This window comes from Roseateles sp. PN1, from assembly GCF_038419725.1.
GTDB lineage: Bacteria > Pseudomonadota > Gammaproteobacteria > Burkholderiales > Burkholderiaceae_C > Paucibacter_A.
On sequence record NZ_JBCARA010000003.1, the window covers coordinates 20,684 to 47,104 of the forward strand.

General features: G+C 62.8%; 25 protein-coding genes. 5 read left to right on the forward strand and 20 right to left on the reverse strand.

The window, feature by feature from the left end:
* Positions 1-4 precede the first annotated feature (4 nt).
* The 9 genes from AABB87_RS05155 to AABB87_RS05195 all read right to left on the reverse strand — a co-directional run bounded on the left by AABB87_RS05155 (position 5) and on the right by AABB87_RS05195 (position 10,614).
* Positions 5-898 (reverse strand): ABC transporter permease subunit, encoded by an 894-nt coding sequence (locus tag AABB87_RS05155; protein ID WP_341970293.1) that lies wholly within the window; start codon positions 896-898, stop codon positions 5-7.
* On the reverse strand, positions 895-1,842 hold the full coding sequence (locus AABB87_RS05160) for an ABC transporter permease subunit (RefSeq protein WP_341970294.1): 948 nt from the start codon (positions 1,840-1,842) through the stop codon (positions 895-897). The genes AABB87_RS05155 and AABB87_RS05160 overlap by 4 nt, the downstream gene beginning before the upstream one ends.
* Complete coding sequence (locus AABB87_RS05165; RefSeq protein ID WP_341970295.1) at positions 1,839-2,942, reverse strand: ABC transporter ATP-binding protein; 1,104 nt, start codon at positions 2,940-2,942, stop codon at positions 1,839-1,841. The genes AABB87_RS05160 and AABB87_RS05165 overlap by 4 nt, the downstream gene beginning before the upstream one ends.
* Before the next feature lie 43 nt (positions 2,943-2,985).
* A complete protein-coding gene (locus AABB87_RS05170) occupies positions 2,986-4,101 on the reverse strand; it encodes a polyamine ABC transporter substrate-binding protein (RefSeq protein WP_341970296.1) in 1,116 nt (371 codons plus the stop codon).
* Positions 4,102-4,269: 168 nt separating this feature from the next.
* Positions 4,270-5,676, reverse strand: a complete 1,407-nt coding sequence (locus tag AABB87_RS05175; RefSeq protein WP_341970297.1) for an aspartate aminotransferase family protein — start codon at positions 5,674-5,676, stop codon at positions 4,270-4,272.
* A 37-nt stretch (positions 5,677-5,713) separates the two neighbouring features.
* Positions 5,714-7,081 (reverse strand): glutamine synthetase family protein, encoded by a 1,368-nt coding sequence (locus AABB87_RS05180; protein ID WP_058719539.1) that lies wholly within the window; start codon positions 7,079-7,081, stop codon positions 5,714-5,716.
* Between the two features lie 71 nt (positions 7,082-7,152).
* Positions 7,153-7,941, reverse strand: coding sequence for a gamma-glutamyl-gamma-aminobutyrate hydrolase family protein (locus tag AABB87_RS05185; RefSeq protein WP_058722155.1), 789 nt, complete (start codon positions 7,939-7,941; stop codon positions 7,153-7,155).
* Between the two features lie 11 nt (positions 7,942-7,952).
* Positions 7,953-9,266 (reverse strand): NAD(P)/FAD-dependent oxidoreductase, encoded by a 1,314-nt coding sequence (locus tag AABB87_RS05190; protein ID WP_341970298.1) that lies wholly within the window; start codon positions 9,264-9,266, stop codon positions 7,953-7,955.
* A 40-nt stretch (positions 9,267-9,306) separates the two neighbouring features.
* Positions 9,307-10,614, reverse strand: coding sequence for an aspartate aminotransferase family protein (locus AABB87_RS05195; protein WP_341970299.1), 1,308 nt, complete (start codon positions 10,612-10,614; stop codon positions 9,307-9,309).
* Positions 10,615-10,752: 138 nt separating this feature from the next.
* Between AABB87_RS05195 and AABB87_RS05200 the strand changes: the two genes are divergently transcribed.
* Positions 10,753-11,223 carry an Lrp/AsnC family transcriptional regulator gene (locus AABB87_RS05200; protein ID WP_058719542.1) on the forward strand — a complete coding sequence of 157 codons (471 nt, stop codon included), beginning with the start codon at positions 10,753-10,755 and terminating at the stop codon, positions 11,221-11,223.
* A gap of 57 nt (positions 11,224-11,280) precedes the next feature.
* Here AABB87_RS05200 and AABB87_RS05205 read toward each other — a convergent pair whose 3' ends face one another.
* Both AABB87_RS05205 and AABB87_RS05210 read right to left on the reverse strand, forming a co-directional pair.
* The gene (locus AABB87_RS05205) at positions 11,281-12,192 is read right to left on the reverse strand and encodes a DMT family transporter (protein ID WP_341970300.1); all 912 of its coding nucleotides are present in this window, start codon (positions 12,190-12,192) and stop codon (positions 11,281-11,283) included.
* A gap of 62 nt (positions 12,193-12,254) precedes the next feature.
* Positions 12,255-13,058: a ferritin-like domain-containing protein gene (locus tag AABB87_RS05210; protein WP_341970301.1), complete on the reverse strand. Its 804-nt coding sequence runs from the start codon at positions 13,056-13,058 to the stop codon at positions 12,255-12,257.
* 110 nt (positions 13,059-13,168) lie between these two features.
* On the opposite strand from AABB87_RS05210, the gene AABB87_RS05215 reads away from it, so the two are divergent.
* Together AABB87_RS05215 and hslO are read left to right on the forward strand one after the other, a co-directional pair.
* Entirely contained in the window at positions 13,169-13,693 is a 525-nt protein-coding gene (locus AABB87_RS05215; protein WP_341970302.1) for a gamma carbonic anhydrase family protein, read from the forward strand.
* Between the two features lie 68 nt (positions 13,694-13,761).
* Complete coding sequence (hslO, locus tag AABB87_RS05220; RefSeq protein ID WP_341970303.1) at positions 13,762-14,718, forward strand: Hsp33 family molecular chaperone HslO; 957 nt, start codon at positions 13,762-13,764, stop codon at positions 14,716-14,718.
* A gap of 51 nt (positions 14,719-14,769) precedes the next feature.
* Here the strand turns inward: hslO and AABB87_RS05225 are convergent, their stop codons facing one another.
* The 9 genes from AABB87_RS05225 to AABB87_RS05265 all read right to left on the reverse strand — a co-directional run bounded on the left by AABB87_RS05225 (position 14,770) and on the right by AABB87_RS05265 (position 24,490).
* Complete coding sequence (locus tag AABB87_RS05225) at positions 14,770-15,495, reverse strand: ATP-binding protein (protein ID WP_341970304.1); 726 nt, start codon at positions 15,493-15,495, stop codon at positions 14,770-14,772.
* Positions 15,492-16,136 carry a nicotinamide riboside transporter PnuC gene (gene pnuC / locus AABB87_RS05230; protein ID WP_341970305.1) on the reverse strand — a complete coding sequence of 215 codons (645 nt, stop codon included), beginning with the start codon at positions 16,134-16,136 and terminating at the stop codon, positions 15,492-15,494. The genes AABB87_RS05225 and pnuC overlap by 4 nt, the downstream gene beginning before the upstream one ends.
* Before the next feature lie 30 nt (positions 16,137-16,166).
* The gene (locus AABB87_RS05235) at positions 16,167-16,436 is read right to left on the reverse strand and encodes a septum formation initiator family protein (protein WP_341970306.1); all 270 of its coding nucleotides are present in this window, start codon (positions 16,434-16,436) and stop codon (positions 16,167-16,169) included.
* Positions 16,437-16,553: 117 nt separating this feature from the next.
* Positions 16,554-17,840, reverse strand: coding sequence for a phosphopyruvate hydratase (gene eno / locus AABB87_RS05240; protein ID WP_058719549.1), 1,287 nt, complete (start codon positions 17,838-17,840; stop codon positions 16,554-16,556).
* 111 nt (positions 17,841-17,951) lie between these two features.
* A complete protein-coding gene (locus AABB87_RS05245) occupies positions 17,952-18,242 on the reverse strand; it encodes a DUF1330 domain-containing protein (protein WP_341970307.1) in 291 nt (96 codons plus the stop codon).
* Between the two features lie 15 nt (positions 18,243-18,257).
* Entirely contained in the window at positions 18,258-19,904 is a 1,647-nt protein-coding gene (locus tag AABB87_RS05250) for a CTP synthase (protein WP_341970308.1), read from the reverse strand.
* Between the two features lie 89 nt (positions 19,905-19,993).
* Positions 19,994-20,833, reverse strand: a complete 840-nt coding sequence (locus AABB87_RS05255; protein ID WP_341970309.1) for an alpha/beta fold hydrolase — start codon at positions 20,831-20,833, stop codon at positions 19,994-19,996.
* The gene (mutS, locus tag AABB87_RS05260; RefSeq protein WP_341970310.1) at positions 20,830-23,415 is read right to left on the reverse strand and encodes a DNA mismatch repair protein MutS; all 2,586 of its coding nucleotides are present in this window, start codon (positions 23,413-23,415) and stop codon (positions 20,830-20,832) included. The genes AABB87_RS05255 and mutS overlap by 4 nt, the downstream gene beginning before the upstream one ends.
* Before the next feature lie 109 nt (positions 23,416-23,524).
* A complete protein-coding gene (locus AABB87_RS05265; protein WP_058719554.1) occupies positions 23,525-24,490 on the reverse strand; it encodes an inositol monophosphatase family protein in 966 nt (321 codons plus the stop codon).
* A gap of 174 nt (positions 24,491-24,664) precedes the next feature.
* Here AABB87_RS05265 and AABB87_RS05270 point away from each other — a divergent pair, with 174 nt between their 5' ends.
* Positions 24,665-25,411 (forward strand): RNA methyltransferase, encoded by a 747-nt coding sequence (locus AABB87_RS05270; protein WP_341970311.1) that lies wholly within the window; start codon positions 24,665-24,667, stop codon positions 25,409-25,411.
* A 166-nt stretch (positions 25,412-25,577) separates the two neighbouring features.
* On the forward strand, positions 25,578-26,354 hold the full coding sequence (gene cysE, locus AABB87_RS05275; protein ID WP_058719556.1) for a serine O-acetyltransferase: 777 nt from the start codon (positions 25,578-25,580) through the stop codon (positions 26,352-26,354).
* Positions 26,355-26,421 lie beyond the last annotated feature (67 nt).

Here is a 26,421-nt window from a genome sequence, read left to right on the forward strand (position 1 = left end):
CTCGTCAGCCGTGATTGCGCTGGGCGGCCATCATTTCGAGTGTGCGTTGGCGCTCCTTGCGGGCGATCCAGTAGCTGGCAAGCACAACACCGATGGCGACCACCACGATGATCACGGTGGCCACCGCGTTGATGCTGGGGCTGACGCCAAGCCGTGCTCTTGAGAAGATCACCAAGGGCAGGGTGGTGGAGCCGGGGCCGGACAGGAAGGCCGAGAGCACCACGTCATCTAGCGACAAGGTGAAGGTCAGCAGCCAGGCGGAAAGCATGGACTGCGCGATCATTGGTAGCGTCACCAGGGCAAAGACCTGCATGGGTTTGGCGCCCAGGTCCATGGCGGCCTCTTCCAGCTGTGGGTTGAGCTCGGTCAGGCGGGCTTGAATCACCACCGTGGCATAGGCCATGCCCAGCAGCAAATGCCCCAACCAGATGGTCATGGCGCCGCGCTCGGGGAAACCGGTGGCGCGCTGCATGGACACCAGCATCAGCAGCAGGGACAAGCCGATGATGACCTCAGGCATTACCAGCGGTGCATTGACCATGCCGTTGAACAAAGTGCGGCCGGTGAATCGCTTGTACTTGACCAGGGCAAAGGCGGCGAAGGTGCCCAGGATGACTGAGGCGCAAGCCGTCAGGCCGGCAATCTCTAGCGACAAACGCAGGCCGTTCAAAACCTCTCGGTCATCGAGCAAGGCGCCGTACCAGCGCACGGTGAAGCCGCCCCAGACCGATGGAATCTTCGAGTCATTGAAGGAGTAGACGATCAGGGCAAAGATTGGCAGGTACAAGAACAAGAAGCCAAGGCCCAGCCAGCCGCGGCCGAAGCCGCGCGTGAACGCGGGGCCGAAGAGGGCGCGCTTGCCGCTGTTTTTGGCAGTGCCTTTGATGTCGGCGCTCATGATCGGGTCTCCTGGCTTTCGGCCTGGTACTTGTTGAACAGCGCCAGCGGCACCAGGATCAGCAGCACCATCACCACGGCCACGCTCGAAGCCATGGGCCAATCGTTATTGCTGAAGAACTCGTCCCACAAAACGCGGCCGATCATCAAGGTCTCCGGGCCGCCCAGCAGCTCAGGGATGACGAACTCGCCCACGCAAGGTATGAAGACCAGCATGGAGCCGGCAATGATGCCCGCCTTGGACAGCGGCACGGTGACGCGCCAGAAAGCGGTCCAGGGCGTGGCGCCCAGATCACTGGCGGCCTCCAGCAAGCGCAGATCCATCTTGGACAGATTGGCGTAAAGCGGCAGGATCATGAAGGGCAGATAGGTGTAGACCATGCCCACCACCAGCGAGAAGGGCGTATGCATCAGATTGCCGAGTGCCGGAATCAGCCCGGTGGCCAGCAAGACGTGATCAAGGCCCAGGGCTTCGATGGCGTTGGCGACCCAGCCGTTCTCGCCCAGCAAGCCCTTCCAGGCATAGACCCGCAGCAAAAAACTGGTCCAAAAAGGCAGCATCACCAGCATCAGCAATCCGGGCTGCAGATTCGGCTTGGCTCGTGCCATGAAGTAGGAAAAGGGGTAGCCGATGAACAAGCAGCCCAGGGTGGTGGCGGCGGCGTATTTGAGGCTGATCAGATAGGACCGCACATACATATCATCCTGCGTGATGAAGAGGTAGTTGGCGGTCTTGATGGCGATGTGGAAAACACCGTCGACGTAACGGGTCAGGTCCTTGAAGTGAACCGTCTCCATCTCGGAAACGCTGATCTTCAGGATGATCAAAAAAGGCAGGGCAAAGAAAATCAAGAGCCAGGCATAGGGAATGCCGATGACGATGCTGCGCCCGCGCAGCAGCCGTGCGAGCGGCGCAGGTATGAGGGAGCGGGTTGGCGTGCTCATTGGGTCAGCACCACTTGCGAGGTCGGCGACCAACTGGCCCAAACCTGCTGGTCCCAGGTCAGGGGATCGCTGCGGTGGCGTTCCAGATTGCTCTCGCTCACCTTGATGATCTGGCCACTGGGCAGTTGCAGGTGATAGAGCGTGAAGGCGCCGAAGTAGGACAGCTCACGGACCTTGGCCTGTACTTGATTGAACTCACCCAGCGGGTTGGCGGGCTTGTCGGTGCTGAGGCGGATCTTCTCGGGCCGCAAAGCGACGCTGACGTCCATGCCCGCCACACCAGTGATGCCGTGGCCGACGTAGTGCTGGCAGTCGGCGCAGTCAATGATGACGTGGTCCGGGTTGTCGCTCGACAAGCTGCCTTCCATGATGTTGACATTGCCGATGAAGTCCGCCACGAAGCGGGTCGCGGGCGTCTCGTAAATGTCGGCCGGGGCGCCGACCTGCAGAATGCTGCCCTCACTCATCACCGCAATGCGGGTGGCCATGGTCATGGCCTCTTCCTGGTCATGGGTCACCATCACACAGGTCACGCCCACGTCTTCGATGATATTGACCAACTCAATCTGGGTTTCCTCGCGCAGCTTCTTGTCCAGCGCGCCCAGGGGTTCATCCAGCAAGAGCAGTTGCGGCTTCTTGGCCAGGCTGCGCGCCAGGGCCACGCGTTGCTGCTGACCTCCTGATAACTGATGCGGCTTGCGCTTGGCGAATTTGCCCAGTTGCACCAGCTTGAGCATGGCTTCGACACGAGCCCCGATTTCGTCCTTGGGCATGCCGTCGCGCTTGAGGCCGAAAGCGATGTTGTCCCACACCGTCAGGTGCGGGAACAAGGCATAGCTCTGGAACATCATATTGATGGGTCGGGCATAGGGCGGCAAGCCTGCCAAGTCCTGCCCATTCAAGATGATGCGGCCGCTGGTCGGCGTTTCAAAGCCGCCCAGCATGCGCAGCAAGGTGGTCTTGCCACAGCCTGAGCTGCCCAGGAGCGCGAAGATCTCGCCCTTGGCAATGTCGATGGACACATTGTTGACGGCGATGGAGCCGCCCCCAAAGTCCTTCACCACGTTTTGAATTTGCAGATAGGCCGGGCTTGAGCTCATCGATCCTCCTCGAGGGTTTTCTTATGCGCGCCGAAGCAGCTGCTTACAGGCCAGTCTTGAACGAGGTGTACATACGAGTCATCTGGCGGCGGACGTCGTTATTGATCGCGTCGGGCGCGGCCATGCGCTTCATGTCTGCATCGCTCAGGAACACACTGGGGTTGTTGACCACTTCGGGCTTGATGAACTTCTTCGACTCCTTGTTGGGGTTGGCGTAGAAGACCTTGTTGGTCAAGCTGGCGTGGATTTCAGGGCGCAGGATGTAGTTGATGAACTTGTGCGCGTTGCCGGGGTGGCTGGCATCGGCCGGGATCACCATGGTGTCCATGAAGATGATGCCGCCGGTCTTCGGAATCAGCGCTTCGATCTTCTGGCCGGTCTTGCCGTCAATGGCGCGCTGGCGGGCGATGTTGATGTCGCCGGACCAACCCAGGGCCAGGCAGATCGAGCCATTGGCCATGTCATTGATATAGCCCGAGGAGCTGAACAGCGTGACCGAGGGGCGGATCGACTTCAGCAGCGCGGGAACAGCGGCGTAGTCCGACAGGCTCTTGCTGTAAGCGGGTTTGCCCAGATAGTGCAGGGCGGCCGGCACCACTTCGGTGGCGGAGTCCAGGAAGCTCACGCCGCAGCTCTTGAGCTTGGAGATGTACTCTGGCTTGAAGACCAGATCCCAGGCGTTTTCCGGCATGGGCATGCTGCCCAGCGCGGCCTTGACCTTGTCGACGTTGATGCCCACGGTGGTGAAGCCCCAGAGCCAGTTCACCATGTACTCATTGCCAGGATCGAGCTTGGCCAGTTGGGCCTGCATCTCGGGGTCGAGGTTCTTGTAATTCGGGATCAGCGATTTGTCGATCTTGCGCAGCAGGCCGCCGTCGGCCTGCAACTTCGCCCAATAGCTCGAGGGCACGACGATGTCGTAACCGGTCTTGCCGGCCACCAGCTTGGCGTGCACGATCTCGTTATTGTCGAAAATGTCGTAACGCACCTTGATGCCGGTTTCCTTCTCGAAGTTCTTGAGCGTTTCTTCGGCGATGTAGTCCGACCAGTTGTAAACGTTCAAGACCTTTTCTTCTTCTTGCGCATGGGCATTGGCGCCCAGCAGCGCCGCAATGGCAAAACCCAGGCAGCCCAGACGGCGAAGATTTTTAGCGATCATGAAGTGACACTCCTGAAGTGTTGAGCGAGGTTGAGCTAGGGACAAACTGTCAAAAATCAGTCTAGGGCTAGGGTCAGCTTGGCCCCATCCGCCATTACCCGAAGGGGGCGACATTCAGCCCCATTCGCCATGACAAAAGCGAGGCTGTGTCAGCCCCGCCAGGCAAGATCAAAGCAGTTCCTGGCTCTTGAGTTGAGCCAGCGTCTGATCCAGGCAAAGCTTGATCAGCGCCATCATTTCGTCGATCTGAGCGAGGGTCATCACCAGCGGCGGCGCCACGATCATGCGGTCACCCACAGCCCGCATGATCAGGCCGTTAGCAAAGCAATGCGCGCGGCACATCATGCCGACCTCCAGTGCGCTGTCGAAGGTCTGGCGTGTGGCCTTGTCCTTCACCAACTGCACCGCGCCCATCATTCCGCAGGTCTGGGTTTCGCCCACCAGTGGGTGCTCATTGAGCTCGGCAAAGCGCTTGGCCAGATAGGGGCCAAGCTCTTCACGCACCTTGCGCACCGTGTCTTGTTCGCGCAGCAGCTTGAGGTTTGCCAGGGCCACCGCGCAGGCGGTCGGGTGGCCGGAGTAGGTGAAGCCGTGGTTGAACTCGCCGCCTTGCTCGATCAGCACGCGGGCCACACGCTCGCCCACCATCACGCCGCCCAGGGGGATGTAGCCGGAAGTGACGCCCTTGGCGAAGGTCATCAGGTCGGGCTTGGAGCCAACGGTTTCGCAGCCGAACCAGTTGCCGGTGCGGCCAAAGCCGCAGATCACTTCGTCGCTGACCAGCAAGATGCCGTATTTATCGCAAATACGCTGGATCTCGGGCCAGTAGGTGGACGGCGGCACGATCACGCCGCCCGCGCCCTGGATGGGCTCGCCGATGAAGGCGGCCACCCGCTCCGGGCCTACGGCCAGAATCTTTTCTTCCAGCCAGCGCGCGGCGGTGATGCCGAATTCCTCGCGGCTTTGCGTGCCGCCCAGCTCAAACCAATGCGGTTGCTCGATATGGCTGATATTGGGGATAGGCAGGCCGCCTTGCGCATGCATGCCGCTCATGCCGCCCAGCGATGCCCCTGCCATGGTGGAGCCGTGATAGCCGTTGTTGCGGCCGATGATGATTTGGCGCTCGGGCTGGCCCAGCACATCCCAGTAGCGCCGCACCATGCGCACCACGGTGTCATTGCCTTCCGAGCCCGAGCTGGTGAAGAACACATGCTCGAAGCCGGGTGGCGCGATCTCGGCCAACACTTCGGCCAGCTCAATCGCCGGCGTGGTGGAGGTCTGGAAGAAGGCGTTGTAGAAGGGCAGCTGCTTCATCTGCGCGGTGGCGGCGTCCACCAGCGATTGCTGGCCATAGCCCACGTTGACGCACCACAGGCCACTCATGCCGTCGAGAATCTTGTGGCCCTCGCTGTCCCAGAGGTAGATGTTGTCGGCACGCTCGATGATGCGCGCGCCCTTCTGGGCCAGGCCCTTGAAGTCGGTGAAGGGGTGCAGGAAGTGGCGCGAGTCGGCGGCCTGCCATTCGGCGGTGCTGCGTTTGCTGGTCAATGTGTTGGAGTTTGGGTTGTTGCTCATGAGCTTCTCCTGAAATCTTGTGTCGGGCGGCGCGGGTTCAAACATGCAAGAGCAGATGCTCGCGCTCCCAGGGCGAGATGACCTTCATGAACTCGGCGTACTCGATCTCCTTGATCTCGGTGTAGACGGTCACGAATTGCTCGCCCAAGATGGCCGCGAGTTCCTTCTCTTCGCGCAGCAGCGTCAGCGCTTCGCCCAGGCTGCGCGGCAGCTGGAAGTCGCCAAGGTAGGCGTCGCCCTTGCACTCGGGCGAGGGTTCGATCTTGTTCTTGATGCCGAGATAGCCACAGGCCAGCGTGGCGGCCAGGGCCACATAGGGGTTGGCATCGGCGCCGATGACGCGGTTCTCGATGCGGCGCGCTTGTGGCGGCGCCAGCGGTGAGCGGATGCCGACGGTGCGGTTGTCGGTGCCCCATTGAATATTGATGGGAGCCGCGGTGTGGCGGGCCAGGCGGCGATAGCTGTTCACATAGGGGGCGAACAAGGCCATGGCGGCGGGAATGTACTTCTGCAGGCCGCCGATGTACCAGTGGAATTCATCGCTGGCCGAGCCGTCCTCGTTGCTGAACAGATTGCGGCCGGTTTTCTTGTTGATCACGCTTTGGTGGATATGCATGGCGCTGCCCGGCTCGCCGGCAATCGGCTTGGCCATGAAGGTGGCGAACATATCGTGGCGCAGTGCCGCCTCGCGCACCGTGCGTTTGAAGAAGAAGACTTCGTCGGCCAAGCCCATGGGGTGGGCGTGGAAGAAGTTGATTTCCATCTGCCCGGCGCCGACCTCGTGAATCAAGGTGTCGACGTTGAGCTCCATCTTCTCGCAGTATTCGTAGACGTCTTCGAACAGGGGATCGAACTCGTTGACGGCGTCGATGGAGTAGGCCTGGCGCGAGGTCTCGGCGCGGCCGGAGCGGCCGATGGGCGGCTTCAGCGGCATGTCGGGGTCGCTATTGCGGGCCACCAGATAGAACTCCAGCTCAGGCGCTACCACCGGGTCCCAGCCCTCGGCTTCGAACAAGCCGCAAACGCGGCGCAGCACCGAGCGGGGGGCGAAGGGCACCAACTCGCCGTCGCGGTCAAAACAGTCGTGGATGATTTGCGCGGTGGGGTCCACCGCCCAAGGCACCAGGCGGGCCGTGGTGGGGTCGGCGCGCAAATGCATATCGCGGTCGTTGGGGCTGATGACGTCGTAGTAGGGGCCTTCTTCCGGGAACTCGCCCGTCACGCCCATCGCCACCACCGCTTCGGGCAAACGCATGCCGCGGTCTTCGGTGAATTTTTGGCGCGGCAAGATCTTGCCGCGCGCCACGCCGGTCAAGTCCGGCACCAGGCATTCAATTTCTGTCACGCGCTGCTCTTGCAGCCAGGTTTCGAGTTCGCTGAAGGTGAAGTTATTGCGGTTAACCATGAGAGTCCTTTGTTCGTCGATGAACCCGGGGCCCTAGGCACCCGGGGGTGTTAGACCAGCGAACAAAGGCACTACGTCTCAGGGTCGCGCACCGCCTCCACCATGGGTTTATTGCTGCGTGCGCGGTAGTCCTTGCAGGCCTGGCCGAAAGCCTGCAGCAAGGCCATGGACACGGGGTTCTGCGCCGCTTGCCATTCCGGGTGCCATTGCAGGCAAATCGAAAAACCGGGGCTGGCTTCAACGCTGAAGGCTTCCACCAGCCCATCGGGCGCGACCGCCTCGATGCGCAAGCCCGGCGCTAATTGCTTGACGCCTTGGCCGTGCAGGGAATTGACCATCACCGTGCCGTGACCCAGCAGTTGCTCCAGCACGCCGCCGGGCATGATGTTGACCGGATGCTGCGGGGCGTAGGCAATCTCGGGCGGCTGGTTCTCCGGCGCGCGGTGGTCTTGCAAACCGGGCTGCTCTTGCACCGCCTGATGCAGGCTGCCGCCCAGGGCCACATTGGTTTCTTGAAAGCCGCGGCAAATGGCAAAGATTGGCAGGCCCTTGGCCACGGCCGCGCGAATCAGCGGCAGGGTCCAGGCATCGCGTGTCGGGTCCAGCGGCAGCTCGGGGTTGTGCACCTCTTCATCGAAATGGCTGGGGTGCACGTTCGAGGGCGAGCCGGTCAGCAGCAGGCCGTCGGCCAGCGCCATCAATTCGTCCAGCTCATCCTCGGTGGAGGCTGGCACCACCAGGGGCAGGCAGCCGGCCAGACGCACCGCGTCGATGTACTTTTTGCCGACGATGTGGAAGGGGTGATCGCCCACGGGTCGATTGCATCCCGGCACCAACACCAGCGGCTTGCTTCGGTTCATGGATTCGCGCTTCACGCTAACAAGTCCTTCAAACGGTAGTAAGCCATGCCCAAAACCAGCGCGGGCATGCGGAACAGTTTGCCACCCGGGAAGGGGTGATGGCGCAACTGTGCAAAAACATCGAAGCGGGAACTATCGCCTTGCATGGCCTCGGCCACCACGCGCCCGGCCAGGCCGGTCAGCGCTAGGCCATGGCCCGAGAAACCTTGCAGGTAGTAAACGTTGCGGGCGGCGCCGAGGCGGCCAAAATCGGGAGCGCGATTCATAGAAATATCCACAAACCCTCCCCATGCATATTCCATACCAACATCGCTCAGTTGCGGGAAGCTCAGCAGCAGGCGCTGGCGCATGCTGTCCTTCACCGAGCGTGGCGAGGCGGTGCTGTAGCTGACCCGGCCGCCGTAAAGCATGCGCTGGTCAGCCGTGGGTCTGAAATAGTCCAGCACGAAGTTGGTATCGCACACGGCGGAGCGGCTGGGAATCAAGGCTTGCATGCGGTTGGCTTCAATCGGCTCGCTGCACACGATATAGGTGCCGACCGGCATGATGCGCGCACCAAGTGCGGGCGCCAAGCTGGGTGCAACCTCCTGTAGATAGACGTTGCCGGCCAGCAAGGCCTGGCCCGCTCGCACCTGGCCTTGGGCCGTGTGCACAGTCAAGACCTGACCCTCGTCGAGGCGGGTGACGGCGGAATTCTCAAAAATCCGCACGCCCAGTTTGCGTGCTGCGGCCGCCATCCCTAAGCAGTATTTCAGCGGATGCAGATGGCCGGATCGAGGGTCATGCACACCGGCGCAAAAGCGCGGGCTGGCAATCCAGCCTTGGATGTCGTGCGCCGAGATCGGCGTCATCGGGTAGTCGTAGACCTCGGCCATGCGCTGCTGCCATTGCAGCAGTTGGCGGGCTTTGCCCGGCGAGGTAGCCAGGCTGAGGAAGCCGTTTTGCCAGTCGGCCTCAATCTGGTGCTCGCTGCAGCGTTGCTGGACGATGTCCAGCGCTTCCAGCGTCATGGCCCAGATCTTTTTGGCCTCGCTCAGGCCGACTTGGGCCTCGATGGATTCTTGGTCGCAGGCCAGGCCGTGGATGGCCTGCCCGCCGTTGCGGCCGGAGGCGCCGCCGCCGACCAATCCTGCTTCCAGCAGCACCACTTGGCGGCCGGCTTGCGCGAGCTCAATCGCTGCCGATAAGCCCGCCAAGCCCGCTCCGACGATGACGACATCGGCGCTGATGCTCTCCTGCAAGGGGGCGAATGATTCAGTGCGGGTGGCACTGGCCTGGTAGTAGGAGTCGCGGCTCAGCTCGCGGTCGATGCTCAGTAAAGTCATAAACGCTAGGCAAATCCTCGTTGCTTGGCTCGGATGAGTCTTAGGCGGCCCGGCGCAGTGCTGCGCGCAGGGTGGCGATGATGTGATCGATGTGGCTGCGCTCGATGATCAGCGGTGGGCTCAAGGCGATGGTGTCACCGGTGGTGCGGATCAGCAAGCCTTGTTCCCAGCAATCCAGGAACACATTGAAGGCGCGCTTGGCCGGCTCGCCCGGCAAGGCGGCCAATTCCACCCCTCCGACCAGGCCGATATTGCGCACATCAATCACATGCGGCTCACCCTTGAGCGAGTGCAGGCTTTCGGCGAAGTAGCTCTGCATCTCGCTGGCGCGGGTTAGCAGGCCTTCTTCGGCATAGGTGTCCAGGGTGGCGAGGGCCGCGGCGCAGGCCAGTGGGTGGGCCGAGTAGGTGTAGCCGTGGAAGAACTCGATCAAATGATCGGGCCCGGTCATGAAGGTGTCGTAGATGTGCTGCTTGGCCAGCACCGCGCCCATGGGCACGCAGCCGTTGGTGAGGCCCTTGGCCACCGTCATCAAATCGGGCGTGACGCCGAAGGTCTGTGCCGCGAAGGGCTGACCGGTGCGGCCGAAGCCGGTGATGACCTCGTCAAAAATCAGCAAGATGCCGTGCTTGTCGCAAATCTCACGCAAGCGCTGCAAATAGCCTTGCGGCGGAATCAGCACGCCGGTGGAGCCGGCCACGGGCTCGACGATCACGGCCGCAATCGTGGACGCATCATGCAGGGCGACCATGCGCTCCACATCATCGGCCAGCTCAGCGCCATAAGCGGGTTGGCCGACCGAGTAAGCATTGCGCACCGGATCATGGGTATGGCGGATATGGTCCACGCCGCCCAACATGGTGCCGAACATCTTGCGGTTGCCGACCATGCCGCCGACCGAGATGCCGCCGAAGTTGACGCCGTGGTAGCCGCGCTCACGGCCGATCAGGCGGGTGCGGGCGCCTTCGCCGCGAACGCGGTGATAAGCGATGGCCATCTTCAGCGCCGTCTCCACCGATTCGGAGCCGGAGTTGGTGTAGAAAACCTTGTTCAGGCCGGCCGGGCTGATCTCGGCCAAGCGCGTGGCCAGTTCGAAGGCCTTGGGGTGGGCCATCTGGAAAGGTGGGGCGAAGTCCAGCTCGGCGGCTTGCTCCTGAATCGCCTTGACGATGCGCGGGCGGTTGTGGCCGGCATTGACGCACCACAGGCCGGCAATGCCGTCGAGGATTTGACGACCTTTGTCGTCGCGGAAATACATGCCGTCGGCGCCGGTGATCAGGCGCGGAGATTTTTTGAATTGCCGATTCGCGGTGAAGGGCATCCAGTAGGCATCGAGGTTCTGAGACATGGGCAAAGCACTCCTTTAACTGCAGCCCAGTTTAGAGAGAGTGGCGCGCAATGTGCTTGCGCTTGCAGGCTCGGTCAAACCCTCGGTTTTGCACGTTCGTGCGATGATCTTGCGCTCTAGCGGCAGAAAATTCGAAAAATGAGTTCGGAAGTGAATTTGGATGCGATTGATCGCAATATTCTCAATGTCCTGCAAAAGGATGGCCGGCTCTCCAATGTGGAGCTGGCAGGGCAGGTGCACTTATCTCCCTCGGCCTGCTTGAGGCGGGTCAAGGCGCTGGAGGAGGCGGGTGTCATCAGCGGCTATGTGGCGCTGATCAACCCCAAGGCCATCGGCCAGCCTGGCACCAGCTACACCATCGTCAATCTGGAGCGCATGACGCCGCAGGCGCTTGGTGCATTTGAGCAAGCGGTGCGCGATATTCCCGAGATCCTTGATTGCTTTTATGTTGCCGGCACCAATGACTACCTGCTGCGCTTTGCGTACAAGGATGCCGAGGACCTGGAGCGCCTGCACAGCCACGTGCTGATGCATCTGCCCGGCGTGGCGCGCTCCAACTCCATGTTGGTGCTGCGCACGGTCAAGAAGACCACGGCTTTCGAGTTGTAGGCCAGCTCATCCCTCCGCAGCGGCTCGCCCCATCTGGAGCGGCCGCTGCTGAGTGCTTCACGCCTCGCGCGAGTTCCAGCTGCTGCGCAAGCTGCTCAGAGTGGGCAACAACTGCACCGTCACCATGCTGACGAAGATCAGGCCGCAGCCCAGCCAGCCGGCGGGGCTGAGCCGGTCGCCCATCAGCAAAAAGCCGAAGGCGGCGGCGAACAAAGTCTCGGAGGACAAGATGATGGCCGCGTCCGCCGCATGCGCATAACGCTGCGCCACCACCTGCGCGGTGAAAGCCACGCCGACCGACAGCACGCCGGTGTAGAGCAAGGGGCTCAGCGCGGCTTGCAAATCGGCCCATTGATGGGTCTCAAACAGCAGGCCCCAGGCCAGAGCCAGCGAACCGCAGACCACAAACTGCCCGAAGGCAACGGCAAAGGGCGCCGCCATGTGATCGGCCACCCGGCCCACCATCAAGACATGCACCGCCCAGGGCAGGGCCGAGCAGATCACCCAGAGGTCGCCGGTGCCGATCTCCAGTCGCTGCGCGCCCGACAACAAAAAGGCGCCCACCAAGCAGGCCAGCGCGCCCGGCCACACCGACCAATGCGGCAACTGCCGCAAGATCAGCCAGCCCAGCACCGGCACCAAGGGCACGTAGAGCGCGGTCAAAAAGCCGGCATTGGTGACCGTGGTGCTGACGATGCCGATTTGCTGCATGGCCGCTCCCAGCACCAGCAAGCTGCCCAGCGCACCGATCTTGCCGAAGTCGCGCGGCTTCAGGGCCTTGCCGCGGGCCGACTGCTTGCGCCACTCCATCCACACGAAGGGCGTGATTACCAGCGCACCAATCAAAAACCGCACGCCGGTGAACAACATCGGCCCCAAATGAGCCATGGCTTGCGCCTGCGCCACAAAGGCCGAACCCCAGATCAGAGCGATGAAAACGAGCAGGAAGTTGGCTTGAACGCGGGTCATGGATGAAGCTGAGGCAGGGAGAGCCGGGAAGGGCGGGCTAAGGGCGGCAAAGCCCTCAATTATCAGCTGCGCAAGTAAGCCAGCTCTTCGGCGCTGAAGCCGGCCGCTTCGCGGGCATCGAAATTGAAGGGCGGCCGCAGGCGCGGCGCCTCGTAACGCGCCACCAACTCGGGGTAGAGCGCGATCGGGTCCAGGCCGCGCTCGCGGCAGCAGTGGCGGTACCAGTGGTTGCCGATCTGCACATGGCCGATCTCATCACGCAAGATGATGTCGAGAATTTCCACCGCGCGCTGATCCCCAGCCCGGGCGAGCTTGGCCTGCAGGGGCGGCGTGGCATCCAGGCCGCGCGCTTCCAAGGTGCGCGGCACCAGGGCCATGCGGGCCAGCACATCGGCTGCGGTTTTTTCGGCCATGGTCCACAGGCCGTCGTGGGCATCAAAGTCGCCGTAGGTATGGCCGAGGGTCTGCTGTAGATGCTCGTGCAGCAGGTTGAAATGCAGTGCCTCTTCGGCGGCCACCTGCAGCCAGTCCAGATAGAACTGCAGCGGCATGCCGGCGAAGCGCCAGGCGGCGTCCAGGCCTAGATTGATGGCGTTGAACTCGATATGGGCAATGGCGTGGATCAGCGCCGCACGGCCTTCGCGGGTGAAGGGCGAGCGATGCGGTACTTGCAAGGCCGATAGCAGCCGCGGCCGGGCCGGGCGGCCGGGCAGGTCGGCAGGGGTGGGGAAGACGGTGTCGGTATCCAGCGCAAGCCCTTGCTGCACTTGCGCCAAGGCGGCTTGATAAAGCTCGCGGGCGGCTGCGGCTTTCAGGGCGGGGTCGGGGATACGGAGGACTTCCAGGGCGCGGCGACGAATTTCCATGGCCACATTGTCCCGCCTGCACGCGGAATTGGGCTGGCCGGTAAAATCATTCGTTTTTGCTGTAAGCAGGGCAATAGCTCTGCAGTGCCTGCCCTGGAGTTTGAAACGCAATGGCCATTTATCAACTGGATGAGGATGTCCCCACCGTCGCCGAGTCGGCTTGGGTGGCCGACAGCGCCGAGGTGATCGGACGGGTCACGCTGGGTGAAGATGTCACCGTGTGGTTCAACTCGGTGCTGCGTGGCGATACCGAATCGCTGACCATCGGCGCGCGCAGCAATATCCAGGATGCCTCGGTGCTGCACGCCGACCATGGCTTTCCGCTGGTGCTGGGCGAGGGCGTGACCGTGGGGCACAAAGTGATGCTGCATGGCTGCACGGTGGGTGACTATTCGCTGATCGGCATCGGTGCCATCGTGCTCAACGGCGCCAAGATCGGCAAGCATTGCCTGGTGGGCGCGGGCGCGCTGGTGACCGAGGGCAAAGAGTTCCCGGACGGCTCGCTGATCGTCGGCAGCCCGGCGCGGGTGATTCGCCCCTTGAGCCCCGAGCAGATCGAAGGCCTGAAGCTCAGCGCCGCCCATTACATCGAGAACGGCCGGGCCTACGCGCGTGGCCTGAAGAAGCTGGCTTGAACCGGCGTGGCAGACCTCGCGCCAACAGCGACTCACTCTGTCACCCACTGAATTAGAGAAATTGACTGATGAGTGAACTGCATAAATTCTTGTTCGAAGGCCTGCCCGTGCGTGGCATCTTGGTGCGCCTGACCGAAGGCTGGCGTGAGGTGCTCAAGCGCCGTGAGACTGTCGGTGCCCATCCGCCGGAGCTGCGCGCCCTGCTCGGCGAAATGGCCGCAGCAGCCGTGCTGATGCAGAGCAATATCAAGTTCAACGGCGCCTTGGTTTTGCAGGTGTTTGGTGACGGGCCGGTCAAGCTGGCCGTGGCCGAGGCGCAGCATGATTTGAGCTTCCGAGCCACCGCCAAGCTGGTGGGCGAGGTGCCCGAGGGCGCGCAGCTGGAAGCCATGCTGAATGTGCACGGCCAAGGTCGCTGCGCCATCACCCTGGACCCCAAGGACAAGTTCCCGGGCCAGCAGCCTTACCAGGGCGTGGTGCCCTTGCATGGCGACCAGCGCGAGCCGCTGCAAAAACTTTCCGAGGTGCTGGAGCATTACATGCTGCAGTCCGAGCAGCTCGACACCAAGCTGGTCTTGGCCGCCAACGACGAGATGGCCGCCGGCCTCTTGATTCAGCGCCTGCCTTTGGAGGGCGTGGGCAATCTGGGCGGCAGCAAGCATGAGGACGACATCGGCTTGTCGGATGCCTTCAATCGCATCAGCATGCTGGCTGCGACCCTGACGTCCGAGGAATTGCTGACCCTGGATGCCGACACCGTGCTGCGCCGCTTGTTCTGGGAAGAAACCGTGCGCCGCTTCGAGCCTTTGACGCCTCGCTTCGCCTGCAGCTGCTCGCGTGAGCGGGTAGGCCAGATGCTCAAGGGCTTGGGCGTGGAGGAAGTTAATAGCGTGCTGGCCGAGCGTGGCAATGTGGAAATCGGCTGCGAGTTCTGCGGCCTGCAATATCACTTTGATGCCGTGGACATGGGTGCGCTCTTTGCGGCGGACTTGGCCCAGCCGGGTGGCAGCGAGACGGTTCAGTAAACGCGTTGAGGGCGCAGGGCGAACTGCTTGCAGCGGCCCCGGCTTTTATCCCTAGGCCAGTTTCTGCGCCAGCCGCAGGCTCTGGTGCTCGCACTCCGGCACATCGCATTTCTCGCACAGCCATTGCCAGGCCGGCAGATTCGCCTGGCGCTCATCCAAACGGGTGAACAAGCCGCGTGCCGGCATGGCGGGCACGCCGTGGCGTTTCATTAGCAAGGGGCTGACGGCGTTGAGTGCTGATTCCAGCCGCGCCGCCCCACTGCCCGAGACCACCGACCAGCTCAGGCCCGCCTGAATCAAACCTTGGCGCAGGGCGGCATCGACAGGGGCGCGCACCTGAGGACCATCGCGCTGCAAACCGTCGGCCACCCAGGGCAGGTCCAGTGCGGTGACGAGGGTGAGGCTGCAGCGTCGCTGAAAGGCCAGGGCCTCGGGCCACAAGCTGCTGTCTTGAAACAGCAGCTGGCTGTAGACGGCCGTCATCACCGGCGTGGTGTCGCAGACCACCAGCTGATGGGTCTGGGCGGCGGCATCGATGTGTGCCGCTTGCATGCGGGCGATCTCCAGCTGTTCGCTGGCGAGTGGGGTGCGGCCATGCTGGTCGCACCACGCGCGCAAATACTCAGGCACGGTGGTGCAGCGCAGGCCGGTGGCCTGCTCAAGCGCTTGGCTCAAGCCCTGGGCCAGCACCGATTTTCCGGTGCTCTCCGCGCCCAGCAAGGCGATCAACAAGCCCGACTGCGGCTTAGTCGGGGAAGGTGGGCTCGAGAGGCTCATGCGGCGTGGCTAGTGGCTGGCAGCTGCTTTTGCCAGGCGCGCCAACCGGCCACAGACATCGGAATGAATACGGCGTAGAGCACGACGGTGAGCCAATAGCCCTTGTAGGCAAACAAGGTCACGCTGACGATATTGACCAACACCCACACCGACCAGTTTTCTTGGTACTTGCGTCCCAGCAACCACTGGCCCAGCAGGCTGGCCACCGTCGGCAGGGCATCCCAGTAAGGCAGGGTGGAGTCGGTTTGGTGATGCAGGAAGAGGCCGAGCACGGGCCAAGCCAGCAGCGTGAGTAGCACGGCCGCACCTAAACCACGAGGACTCAAGCGCCGCACGCGCAGTTGCTGACCTTGATCATCCTTGCCGCGCAGCCATTGCCACCAGCCCCAAACGGCCAGGCCAGCAAACATCAATTGAAGAGAGGCTTCGCCATACAGCTTGCCATTCCAGAACAGCAAGAAGTAAAGCAAGGAGCTGAGGATGGCCAGCGGCCAAGCCAGCACATGCACCCGCATATTGCAGATCACCATCCACACCGCCATCACAAAGGCCAGCACTTCGGTCCAGGTAATCGGGCTGCCCAGCAGGGTGAAGGCGGGCGTCAGAAGGGGTTGCAGCAGCTGCAGCAGGTCGTCCATCATGAGGTTCTGGGCTAAAGCGATTCGGGAAGCTCAGCGCCGAACTTGGACGTAGATTTCGTCGGGTTTGATCATGCCCAACTCGTTGCGGGCTTTTTCTTCCACCATCTCCAGGCCCTCGCGCAAGTCGCGCAGTTCGGCCTCGATTTGGGCATTGCGGCCGCGCGCTTGTTCATTGGCGCTTTGGGCCTTGGCCAGCTCCTCGCGCAGCTGGGCGCCGCGCGGCAGGCTGCCTTTACCCAGCCAGAGCTGAGTCTGGATGATGAGCAAAAACGCAGCGAGGATGAAGCTGATGGATTTCACGTTGGCAGTGTAACCAAAGCTTGTGGCCAATTCCTGTGGCCGAATGATGTGAGCAATTAGCAATACGGCCCGGGTGCAATTCGCACCAGGGCCGCATCTCAATGCACCAAACCTGCTTTAACGCAGGTTGTAGAAAGCCTTACGGCCGGGGTAGAAGGCGACATCGCCCAGATCCTCTTCGATGCGCAGGAGCTGGTTGTACTTGGCCATGCGGTCAGAGCGGCTCATGGAGCCGGTCTTGATCTGGCCGGCATTGGTGCCGACGGCGATGTCTGCAATGGTCGAGTCTTCGGTTTCGCCCGAGCGGTGCGAGATCACGGCGGTGTAGCCGGCGCGCTTGGCCATCTCGATGGCGGCGAAGGTCTCGGTCAGGGTGCCGATCTGGTTGATCTTGATCAGGATCGAGTTGGCGATACCTTTGTCGATGCCTTCTTGCAAGATCTTGGTGTTGGTGACGAACAAGTCATCGCCCACGATCTGCACGTTCTTGCCCAGACGCTCGGTCAGCAGCTTCCAGCCATCCCAGTCGCCTTCGGCCATGCCGTCTTCGATCGAGATGATGGGGTACTTGTCGCACCAGGTGGCCAGCATATCGGTCCATTCCTGGGCCGTCAGTTGCAGGCCGCCTTCGCCTTCCAGCACGTACTTGCCGTCCTTGTAGAACTCGCTGGCAGCGCAGTCCAGGCCGATGGCGATTTGCTCGCCAGCGGTGTAACCGGCCAGGGCAATGGCGTCCAGAATCATCTGGATCGCGGCTTCGTGGTTCTCGACGCTAGGCGCGAAACCGCCTTCGTCGCCCACGGCGGTGCTGATGCCCTTGTCGTGCAGGATCTTCTTCAGCGCGTGGAACACTTCAGCGCCCCAGCGCACGGCTTCGCGGAAGCTCGGTGCGCCGACGGGGATGATCATCAGCTCTTGCAGGTCCAGGCTGTTGTTGGCGTGTGCGCCGCCGTTGATGACGTTCATCATCGGTACTGGCAGTTGCACCGCGCCCATGCCGCCGAAGTAACGGTACAGGGGCAGGCCAGATTCTTCGGCCGCAGCGCGGGCCACGGCCATGGAGACGGCCAGCATCGCGTTGGCGCCCAAGCGGCCCTTGTTGTCGGTGCCGTCCAGCTCGATCAGGGTGCGATCCAGGAAGGCTTGCTCGGAGGCGTCCAGGCCCAGCACGGCTTCGGAGATTTCGCTGTTGATGTGCTCAACTGCCTTCAACACGCCCTTGCCCAGGTAGCGGCTCTTGTCGCCGTCACGCAGTTCGATGGCTTCACGCGAGCCGGTGGAGGCGCCCGAGGGCACAGCGGCACGGCCCATCACGCCGGATTCCAGCAACACATCGCACTCAACGGTGGGGTTGCCGCGGCTGTCGAGGATTTCGCGGCCGACGATGTCAACAATGGCACTCATTCTTCAGTCTCCAAAAGGTCAAAATCTCAATTCAAGCCGTGCATGGTGCCAGTTTTGCGTTACCAGCGCAGAACAAGAGGGCGGCTGCCGCCGCGTCTTGTGTTGCGGGTCTCAAACGCCTTCGATCAACACCATGCGCATCACAGCGGCGCCGGCGCGGGCCTGCCGAGCTTGGCTGTATTCGGGGGATTCGTAAAACGCTTTGGCCGCAGCCAGGGAAGGGAATTTGAGCAGCACCACGCGCTCGGGCGCCCAGTCCCCTTCCAGCACCTCCACCTTGCCGCCACGCACGCAAACCTCCGCGCCGTGGGCCTGCATGGCCTGGCTGGAGAATTTGATGTACTCCCCATACTGGACGGGGTTGCTCACCTGGACGTTAGCAAGGATGTAGGCGCTGCTCATGCGGTCAGTTCAGGCTCACGCTGCGGCTTTGTGATCCAGGGCGGCCTTGATGAAGGCCGTGAACAGCGGGTGGCCGTCCCAAGGGGTGGACTTGAATTCCGGGTGGAATTGCACGCCCACATACCAAGGGTGCACCGCGCGCGGCAGCTCGACCATTTCGGTCAGCTTTTCGCGCTGGGTGATGGCAGAGATCACCAGGCCGGCATTTTGCAGGCGCTCCAGGTATTGCTCGTTGGCTTCAAAGCGGTGGCGGTGACGCTCGGTCACGACCGGGCCGTAAATGTCATAGGCCAGGGTGCCGGGAGCCACGTCCGAGCTTTGCGCGCCCAGGCGCATGGTGCCGCCGAGGTCGCTCTTCTCGTCGCGCTTTTGGATGCTGCCGTCAGCGTCTTGCCACTCGTCGATCAGGGCGATCACCGGATGCGGCGACTCAGGATCGAACTCGGTCGAGTTAGCGCCAGCCAAGCCCGCCATATGGCGTGCGTATTCGATCGTGGCGACCTGCATGCCCAGGCAGATGCCCAGGTAAGGCACTTTGTGCTCGCGGGCATATTGGGCGGCCAGAATCTTGCCTTCCACGCCCCGCTTGCCGAAACCGCCGGGCACCAGCACCGCATCGAATTGCTTGAGCTGATCGATGTTGTCGGCCGTCAGCATCTCGCTGTCCACATACTCGATGTTGACGCGGGAGTGGTTGTGGATGCCGGCGTGACGCAGGGCTTCGTTGAGCGACTTGTAGCTGTCCGACAGATCGGTGTACTTGCCGCACATGGCGATGGTGACGTCCTTGGCGGGGTTCTCAACCTCATTGACCAGGGTGTCCCAACGCTTCAAATCGGCCGAGCGGGTGTTCAGTTGCAGCTTGGTGCAGATCAACTGATCCAGACCTTGCTCGTGCAGCATGCGCGGCACCTTGTAGATGGTGTTGACGTCCCACATGGAAATCACACCGTACTCGGGCACATTGGTGAAGAGCGAAATCTTTTCGCGCTCGTCGTCGGGGATGCGGCGGTCAGCGCGGCACAGCAAGGCGTCGGGCTGAATACCGATTTCGCGCAGCTTTTGCACCGTGTGCTGGGTCGGCTTGGTCTTCAGCTCGCCGGCTGCAGCGATCCAGGGCACATAGGTCAGGTGCACGAAGGCGACGTTATTCGGGCCGGCCTTCAGGCTCATCTGGCGCGCGGCTTCGAGGAAGGGCAGGGACTCGATGTCGCCCACCGTGCCGCCGATTTCCACGATCGCCACATCCACGGCGTCAGGCGTGCCCGCACCGGCGCCACGACGCACGAAATCCTGGATCTCGTTGGTGATGTGGGGGATGACCTGCACGGTCTTGCCCAGGTAGTCGCCGCGGCGTTCCTTCTCCAGCACGGACATATAAATCTGGCCGGTGGTGAAGTTATTGGCCTTCTTCATCCGTGTGGTAATGAAGCGCTCGTAGTGGCCCAAATCGAGGTCGGTTTCCGCGCCGTCTTCGGTCACGAAGACCTCGCCGTGCTGGAAGGGCGACATCGTGCCCGGATCCACATTGATGTAGGGATCGAGCTTGATGAGGGTGACTTTAAGGCCGCGCGATTCGAGGATGGCAGCCAAAGAAGCTGATGCGATGCCCTTGCCGAGTGAGGACACCACACCGCCTGTGACGTAGACGTATTTGGTCATGTCTTGCAGCGTCTCAAAAACGCTGTGGTGGTAAAAAGTGATTATAGCGAGGTGGCGGCCCGAATTCGGGCGAAGCCGTGTCGACGAGGTCAGAGCGCGCGCTGCGCACGCATCACATCGAGCAATTGCAGGGCCAAAGCGGCCGTGTCATCGGGGCGCTCGAAGGGGAAAAGATGGCTGCCCTCCATCCAGTGAAAATTGCTGCCGGCCAGGGCTTTGGAGGCACCCACCCCGGTCTGGCGCAGCTCTTCGGATTGGGTGCCGGCCACGAAGGCCACCGGGCATTGCGGCGGGTGGCGCTTGAGCAAGGGGCCCAGGTGATGCGGCAGGGTGTCGTAGATGCGGGTTTCCACTTCGCGGTGAAACTTCATATGCGTCTTGCCATGGCGTTCTTCGAAGCCGCTGTCCACATAGTCTTGCAAGACCCGCGGGTCCCAGCGGGCGAACTTGTGCTTGGCGGCAAAGTGGGCCAGCACCGCGGCCCGATCGGGCCATTCGTGGCGGCGTTGCTGGGCAATGCGGCCCGGTGACACCCGCGGCATCAAGCGCGTGGCCTTCATCACCCGCACGCTGTGGGCGCGCCAGCCGGTGAAAACGGGGGAGTCCAGCAGCAGCAGGCCTTGGGCCAGATCGGGGCGCCGGCAGGCAGCCAGCAAGCTCAGCATGCCGCCCAGCGAGTGGCCCAGCAGCATCACTGGCCCCGGCGTGGCCATTTGTGGCTGAACTTCGCGCTCGATGAATTGGATCAGCTGATCGCGCAAATGCGGCCAGTTGCTGGTGACAGGGAACTTGGGGTCGTGGCCGAATTGGGGCAGGGCGTGGACCTGCCAGCCAGCGGCGCGCCAGCTTTCGAACAGCACGCGATAGCAGCCCGAGGCAAAGCCATTGGCGTGCGAGAAAACAAGGGTCTTGCTGGCGGCGGCGCTCATGCGGGAAGGCTCAGTTGTTTGAGTTGGTAGATCAGGTCCAGGGCCTCGCGGGGGCTGAGGGTGTCTGGGTTCACATCATTCATCGCCAGCTGCAGCGCACTTGTCACCTCGGCGGCAGGGCTGCTGGGTTCCGGTGGCGCGGCAAACAAATCGATCTGCACGTCACCTGCGCTGGCTTTGGCTTCGAGTGCCTCCAGCGTCGCGCGCGCCTGGCGCACCAGGCTGGCAGGCATGCCGGCCAAGCGGGCCACTTGCACGCCATAGCTGCGACTGGCGGGGCCGGGCTGAATCTCGTGCAGGAAGACGATGTTCTCGCCGCTCTCCACCGCGCCAACATGGCAGTTGATGGCTTGCGGATGCTTGGTGGGGAATTCGGTCAGCTCGAAATAGTGCGTCGCGAACAGCGTGAAGGCGCGGGTCTTGTCGTGCAGATGGCTGGCGATGGCGCCGGCCAGAGCCAGTCCGTCAAAGGTGGAGGTGCCGCGACCGATCTCATCCATCAGCACCAGCGACTGCTCGGTGGCGCTGTGCAAAATCGCCGCACCCTCGGTCATCTCCAGCATGAAGGTGGACTGGGCATTGGCCAGATCATCCGCCGCGCCGATGCGGGTGTGGATGGCGTCCAGCGGCCCCAGGCGGCAGGCGCTTGCGGGTACATAGCTACCCATGGCCGCCAGCAAGGCGATCAGCGCGACCTGGCGCATAAAGGTGCTCTTACCACCCATATTCGGGCCGGTGATGACGGCGAAGCGGGTGCGGGCGTCGAACTGGCAGTCATTGGCCATGAACTCACCCGCGCCGGTCTCGCGCAGGCGCGCTTCCACCACCGGGTGCCGCCCCGCGGTGATGGCGATGCAGGGCTGGCTGACAAACTCGGGCCTGCACCAGCCCAGGCTGCTGGCGCGCTCGGCCAAGGCGGCCAACGCATCCAGGCTGGCCAGGGCGCGGCCCAGCAGGGTCAGCGGTGCCAATTCTTCGATCAACTGGTCGAGGATCTGCTCGAACAGCAGCTTCTCGCGTGACAAGGAGCGCTCTTGCGCCGACAAGGCCTTGTCTTCAAAGGCTTTGAGCTCGGGCGTGATGTAGCGCTCGGCATTCTTTAGCGTCTGGCGGCGCTGATAGTCCAGCGGTACTTTGTCCACCTGGCCTTGCGTGACCTCGATGTAAAAGCCATGCACGCGGTTGTACTGCACCCGCAGATTGGCGATGCCGGTGCGGCTGCGTTCGCGGGTTTCGAGGTCGAGCAAAAAGGCGTCGCAGTTCTGGCTGATGGCGCGCAACTCGTCCAGCTCGGCATCAAAGCCGCTGGCGATGACGCCGCCGTCACGCACCAGCACTGCCGGTTCCTCGGCAATCGCACGGCGCAGCAACTCTTCGATATGAGGAGAAGCGCGCAGGCCGGCGGCCAACTCGTCGATCAAGGCGCTGCCTGCCGGCAAGGTGTTCTGCAGCGCGGGCAAGGCCTGCAGGGTGGCGCGCAAGCCCGCCAGCTCGCGCGGGCGCACTTGGCGCAGGGCAATGCGGGCGGCGATGCGCTCCACATCTGAAACCTGGCGTAGGCTTTCGCGCAGGGGCTCGGGGCTGCTGCGCAAAAAAGCGTCGATCGCATCGTGGCGGCCCACCGCTTCGTTGCGCAGGCGTTTGGGGTTCAAGAGCCAATGGCGCAGGGCGCGGCTGCCCATGCCAGTGCGGCAGCTGTCCAGCAAGGACAAAAGCGTGGGCGAGGTTTCGCCGCGCAAGGTTTGCACCAGTTCCAAATTGCGCTGGGTGGCGGGCGGCATGTCCAGCAGCTCACCGCTGCGCTGCACCGTCAAGGCCTTCACATGCGCCAGGGCGCGGCCCTGGGTGTGTTCGGCATAGCTCAACAGGGCGGCAGCGGCGGCGTGGGCGGCCTTCAATTCTTGTGCATTGAAGCCGGCCAGGCTGGCCACGGCCAGTTGTTCACACAGCTTGCGAGCGCCCAGGGCGCTGTCGAACTGCCAGCTGGGGCGGTTGGTGATGGGCGCGCGTGCGGCCAGCACCGCGGCGGGCTGGCGTTCGCGATCCACCAGCACCTCGGCCGGGCTCAAACGAGCCAGCCAGGAGGGCAGCTCTTTGTCGCTGCATTCGGCCAGGCCGATATGGCCTTGGGTGAGCGACAGCCAAGCCAGGCCATAGGTCTTGCCCTGGGTGACCACAGCCATCAGCACCGAGTCTTGCTTGTCCGCCAGCAATTCCGTGTCGGTCACGGTGCCGGGGGTGACCACGCGCACCACCTTGCGTTCCACCGGGCCTTTGCTGGTGGCCACATCGCCCACCTGCTCGGCAATCGCCACCGGCACGCCCAGCTTGATCAGCTTGGCCAGATAGGACTCCAGCGCGCTGACCGGCACACCGGCCATCACCACCGGCTCGCCCGCACTTTGGCCGCGCGTGGTCAGGGTGATGTCCAGCAAGGCATTGGCTTGGCGGGCGTCGTCAAAAAAGACTTCGTAGAAATCCCCCATGCGGAAAAACACCAGATCATCCGGATGCTCATGCTTGATGCGCAGGTATTGCGCCATCACCGGGGTGTGGGCGGAGAAGTCTGGGGTTTGACTCATGAGTGAGGAAATGGGCGGAAAAATGAACAAAGCCCTCGGAAGAGGGCTTTGTTTGGTGTGACACGAAGCTTGGGACGGAGTTTAGTTCCCTTCGTGTGGGTTGCTTTGCTTAAGCTTGTTCGTCGCCTTCTTCGCCCTTGCGGATACGCACGGCGGCGCGCTTCTTCGGCGCGGCGGCTGCGGCCACGGCATCAGCGGCGTTTGCGGCGGCGGCACTGTCCTTGCCCACGCCGGCGGCGTCGGCAGCGGCTTCTTCTTCCTTGATCACGCGGGTGTAGGGTGCCAGGATGGGCACCAGTTGGCCGTAGATCTTGGGGCTGCCGGCCAGCACTTCGCGCTGATGCATGAAGTCGGACTCACCGGTGAAGTTGCCGATCAGGCCACCGGCTTCGGTGATGATCAGCGAGCCAGCCGCCACATCCCAGGGCTGCAGGCCGGTTTCAAAGAAGGCGTCGTAGTAACCGGCGGCCACATAGCAGAGGTCCAGCGCGGCGGCGCCCGGGCGGCGCAGGCCGGCGCATTCCACCATCACGGCTTCAAACATCTTCATATAACGCTTGAAGTTGTCGCCACGGCGGAAGGGGAAGCCGGTGCCGATCAGCGCGTCGCTCAGGCGGGTGCGCTTGGACACGCGCAGGCGGCGGTCATTCATGAAAGCGCCGCGACCCTTGGTGGCATAGAACAAATCGTTGCGGGTGGGGTCGTAAACGACGGCTTGCTGCACCACGCCGCGATGCGCCAACGCGATGGACACGCAGTACATAGGCAGGCCGTGGATGAAGTTGGTGGTGCCGTCTAGCGGATCGATGATCCAGACGAACTCAGAGGTCTTGTTGCCATGCTCGCGGCCCGACTCTTCGGCGAGGATGCCGTGGTCGGGGTAGGCTTGCAACAGGGTTTCGATGATGATTTGCTCAGCGGCTTGGTCCACCTCGGTCACGAAGTCATTGGGTGACTTGGTGTTGATGCGCAGAATATCGAGGTCCATGGAGGCCCGATTGATGATGGCACCAGCTGCACGCGCCGCCTTGATGGCGACATTGAGCATGGGATGGAGAGCGGCTTGCTGCGTCATTCGAAGAACCTTGATATTTGACCGCTGACGCTTTTGCGAAGAAAAGGCAGCGGGTGAGGTGGACTGGCAAAAATAAAGAGCATCTCGCAGAGTCGAGCTAGCGACCCCGGATAATCCCTGATTTTAACCGCTTAAACCTGTGCGCGTCGAGCTTTGCTGTGCGGCGGCCAACTTATGACACGTTTTGTTCTGATTCAAACCAGCCATCCGGGCAATGTGGGCAGCACGGCCCGGGCCATGAAGGTGATGGGTTTTTCCGAGTTGGTGCTGGTGGCGCCGCGCTTCGCTGATGTGCTGTGCCAGGAAGAAACCGTGGCCATGGCCAGCGGCGCGGCCGACATTCTGGCGCGCGCGCGCATCGTCGCCACGCTCGATGAAGCCCTGGACGGCTGCACCTTTGCCTGCGCCACGGCCATGACGCCGCGCGACTTCGGCCCGCCGCTGCGCGCGCCGCGCGATTTGTTTACCGAGCTGGCCGCCAGCGATCACAAACTGGCGCTGGTGTTCGGCTCCGAGCGCTACGGCATGAGCAATGAGGATGTGTATCGCTGCCACGCTGTCTTGTCGATTCCCACTCACCCCGACTACGGCTCGCTCAATCTGGCCCAAGCCGTGCAGCTCTTGGCCTATGACTGGCGCCAAGCTCTGGGCGGCTTTGCGGTGCAGGCGCGCACGCCCGACCCGCAGCTGGCTGATATGCCTGCGGTGCAAGGCCTGCTGACGCATCTGCAGCAAGGGCTGGAGGCGATTGACTATCTAGACCCCAAACTCCCCGGCAAGCTGATGCCGCGCCTGAATCAGCTGTTCAATCGCGCGCAGCTGACCAAGGAAGAAGTGCATATCTGGCGCGGCGTGGCGCGCGCCATGCTCAAGACTGCGGCGGCTGCGGGCGCCAAGACGGGGTCGAATAGCGAAGACTGATGCTGGCTGGTTGGATTCGCTGACTGGCGAACTGTGTGGCAGTTCGGCCGGCTGCTTAAAGCCCTGGCTAGGCAGCCGTTTCAAGGGTGCGCCAAACGTGATGCGGCGCGGCCCGCTAAACTGGCCGGCCCCTGTTCCGATCCGGCTTCCCGCCCACGCCCCCATCATGTTCAATCGCCTGCGCGAAGACATTGCCTGCATTCTTGAGCGCGACCCTGCTGCGCGATCCGCCTGGGAGGTGCTGACCTGCTACCCCGGCCTGCATGCCCTGATGTTCCATCGCGTGGCGCACTGGTGCTGGACTCATGGGCTGAAATGGGCGGGCCGCTTCATTTCGCACCTGGGGCGCTTTTTCACCGGCATCGAAATTCATCCCGGCGCCACCATCGCGCGCCGCGTCTTCATCGACCACGGCATGGGCATCGTCATCGGTGAGATGGCCGAAATCGGCGAAGGCTGCACCATTTACCAAGGCGTGACGCTGGGCGGCACCGCGCTGGTCAAGGGCGCCAAGCGCCACCCGACGCTGGAGGCCGGAGTCATCATCGGCGCCAATGCCTGTGTGTTGGGCGGCTTCACGGTGGGCGCAGGTGCCCGCGTGGGCTCGGGCGCGGTGGTCACCAAGCCGGTGCCGGCCGGCGCCACCGCGGTGGGCAACCCGGCCCGCATCATCGAGGCCAAGGCCGATGCCAAGCGCGAGGAAGTGGCCGCGCGCATGGGTTTTTCGGCCTACGGTGTGTCGCAAGGCGATGACCCGATGGCGCAGGCCATGCGCGGCCTGATCGACAGCGCAGCTCTGCAGGACCACCAAATTGCCTTGCTGTGGCAGGCCGTGTGCAAGCTCTCGGCCGCCTCGGGCGAGAAGATGGGCAATTGCGTGCCGGATGATGCGCAGCAGGATGAAACCTTTGATGCAGCTTCGCTGAGTCGCTTGGTCAAGTAAGCAACTGCGCTGCTCGCGAAACTGCTTGGCTCGCGCATCTGGGGCAGGGCATGGCTCCCGCCATGCT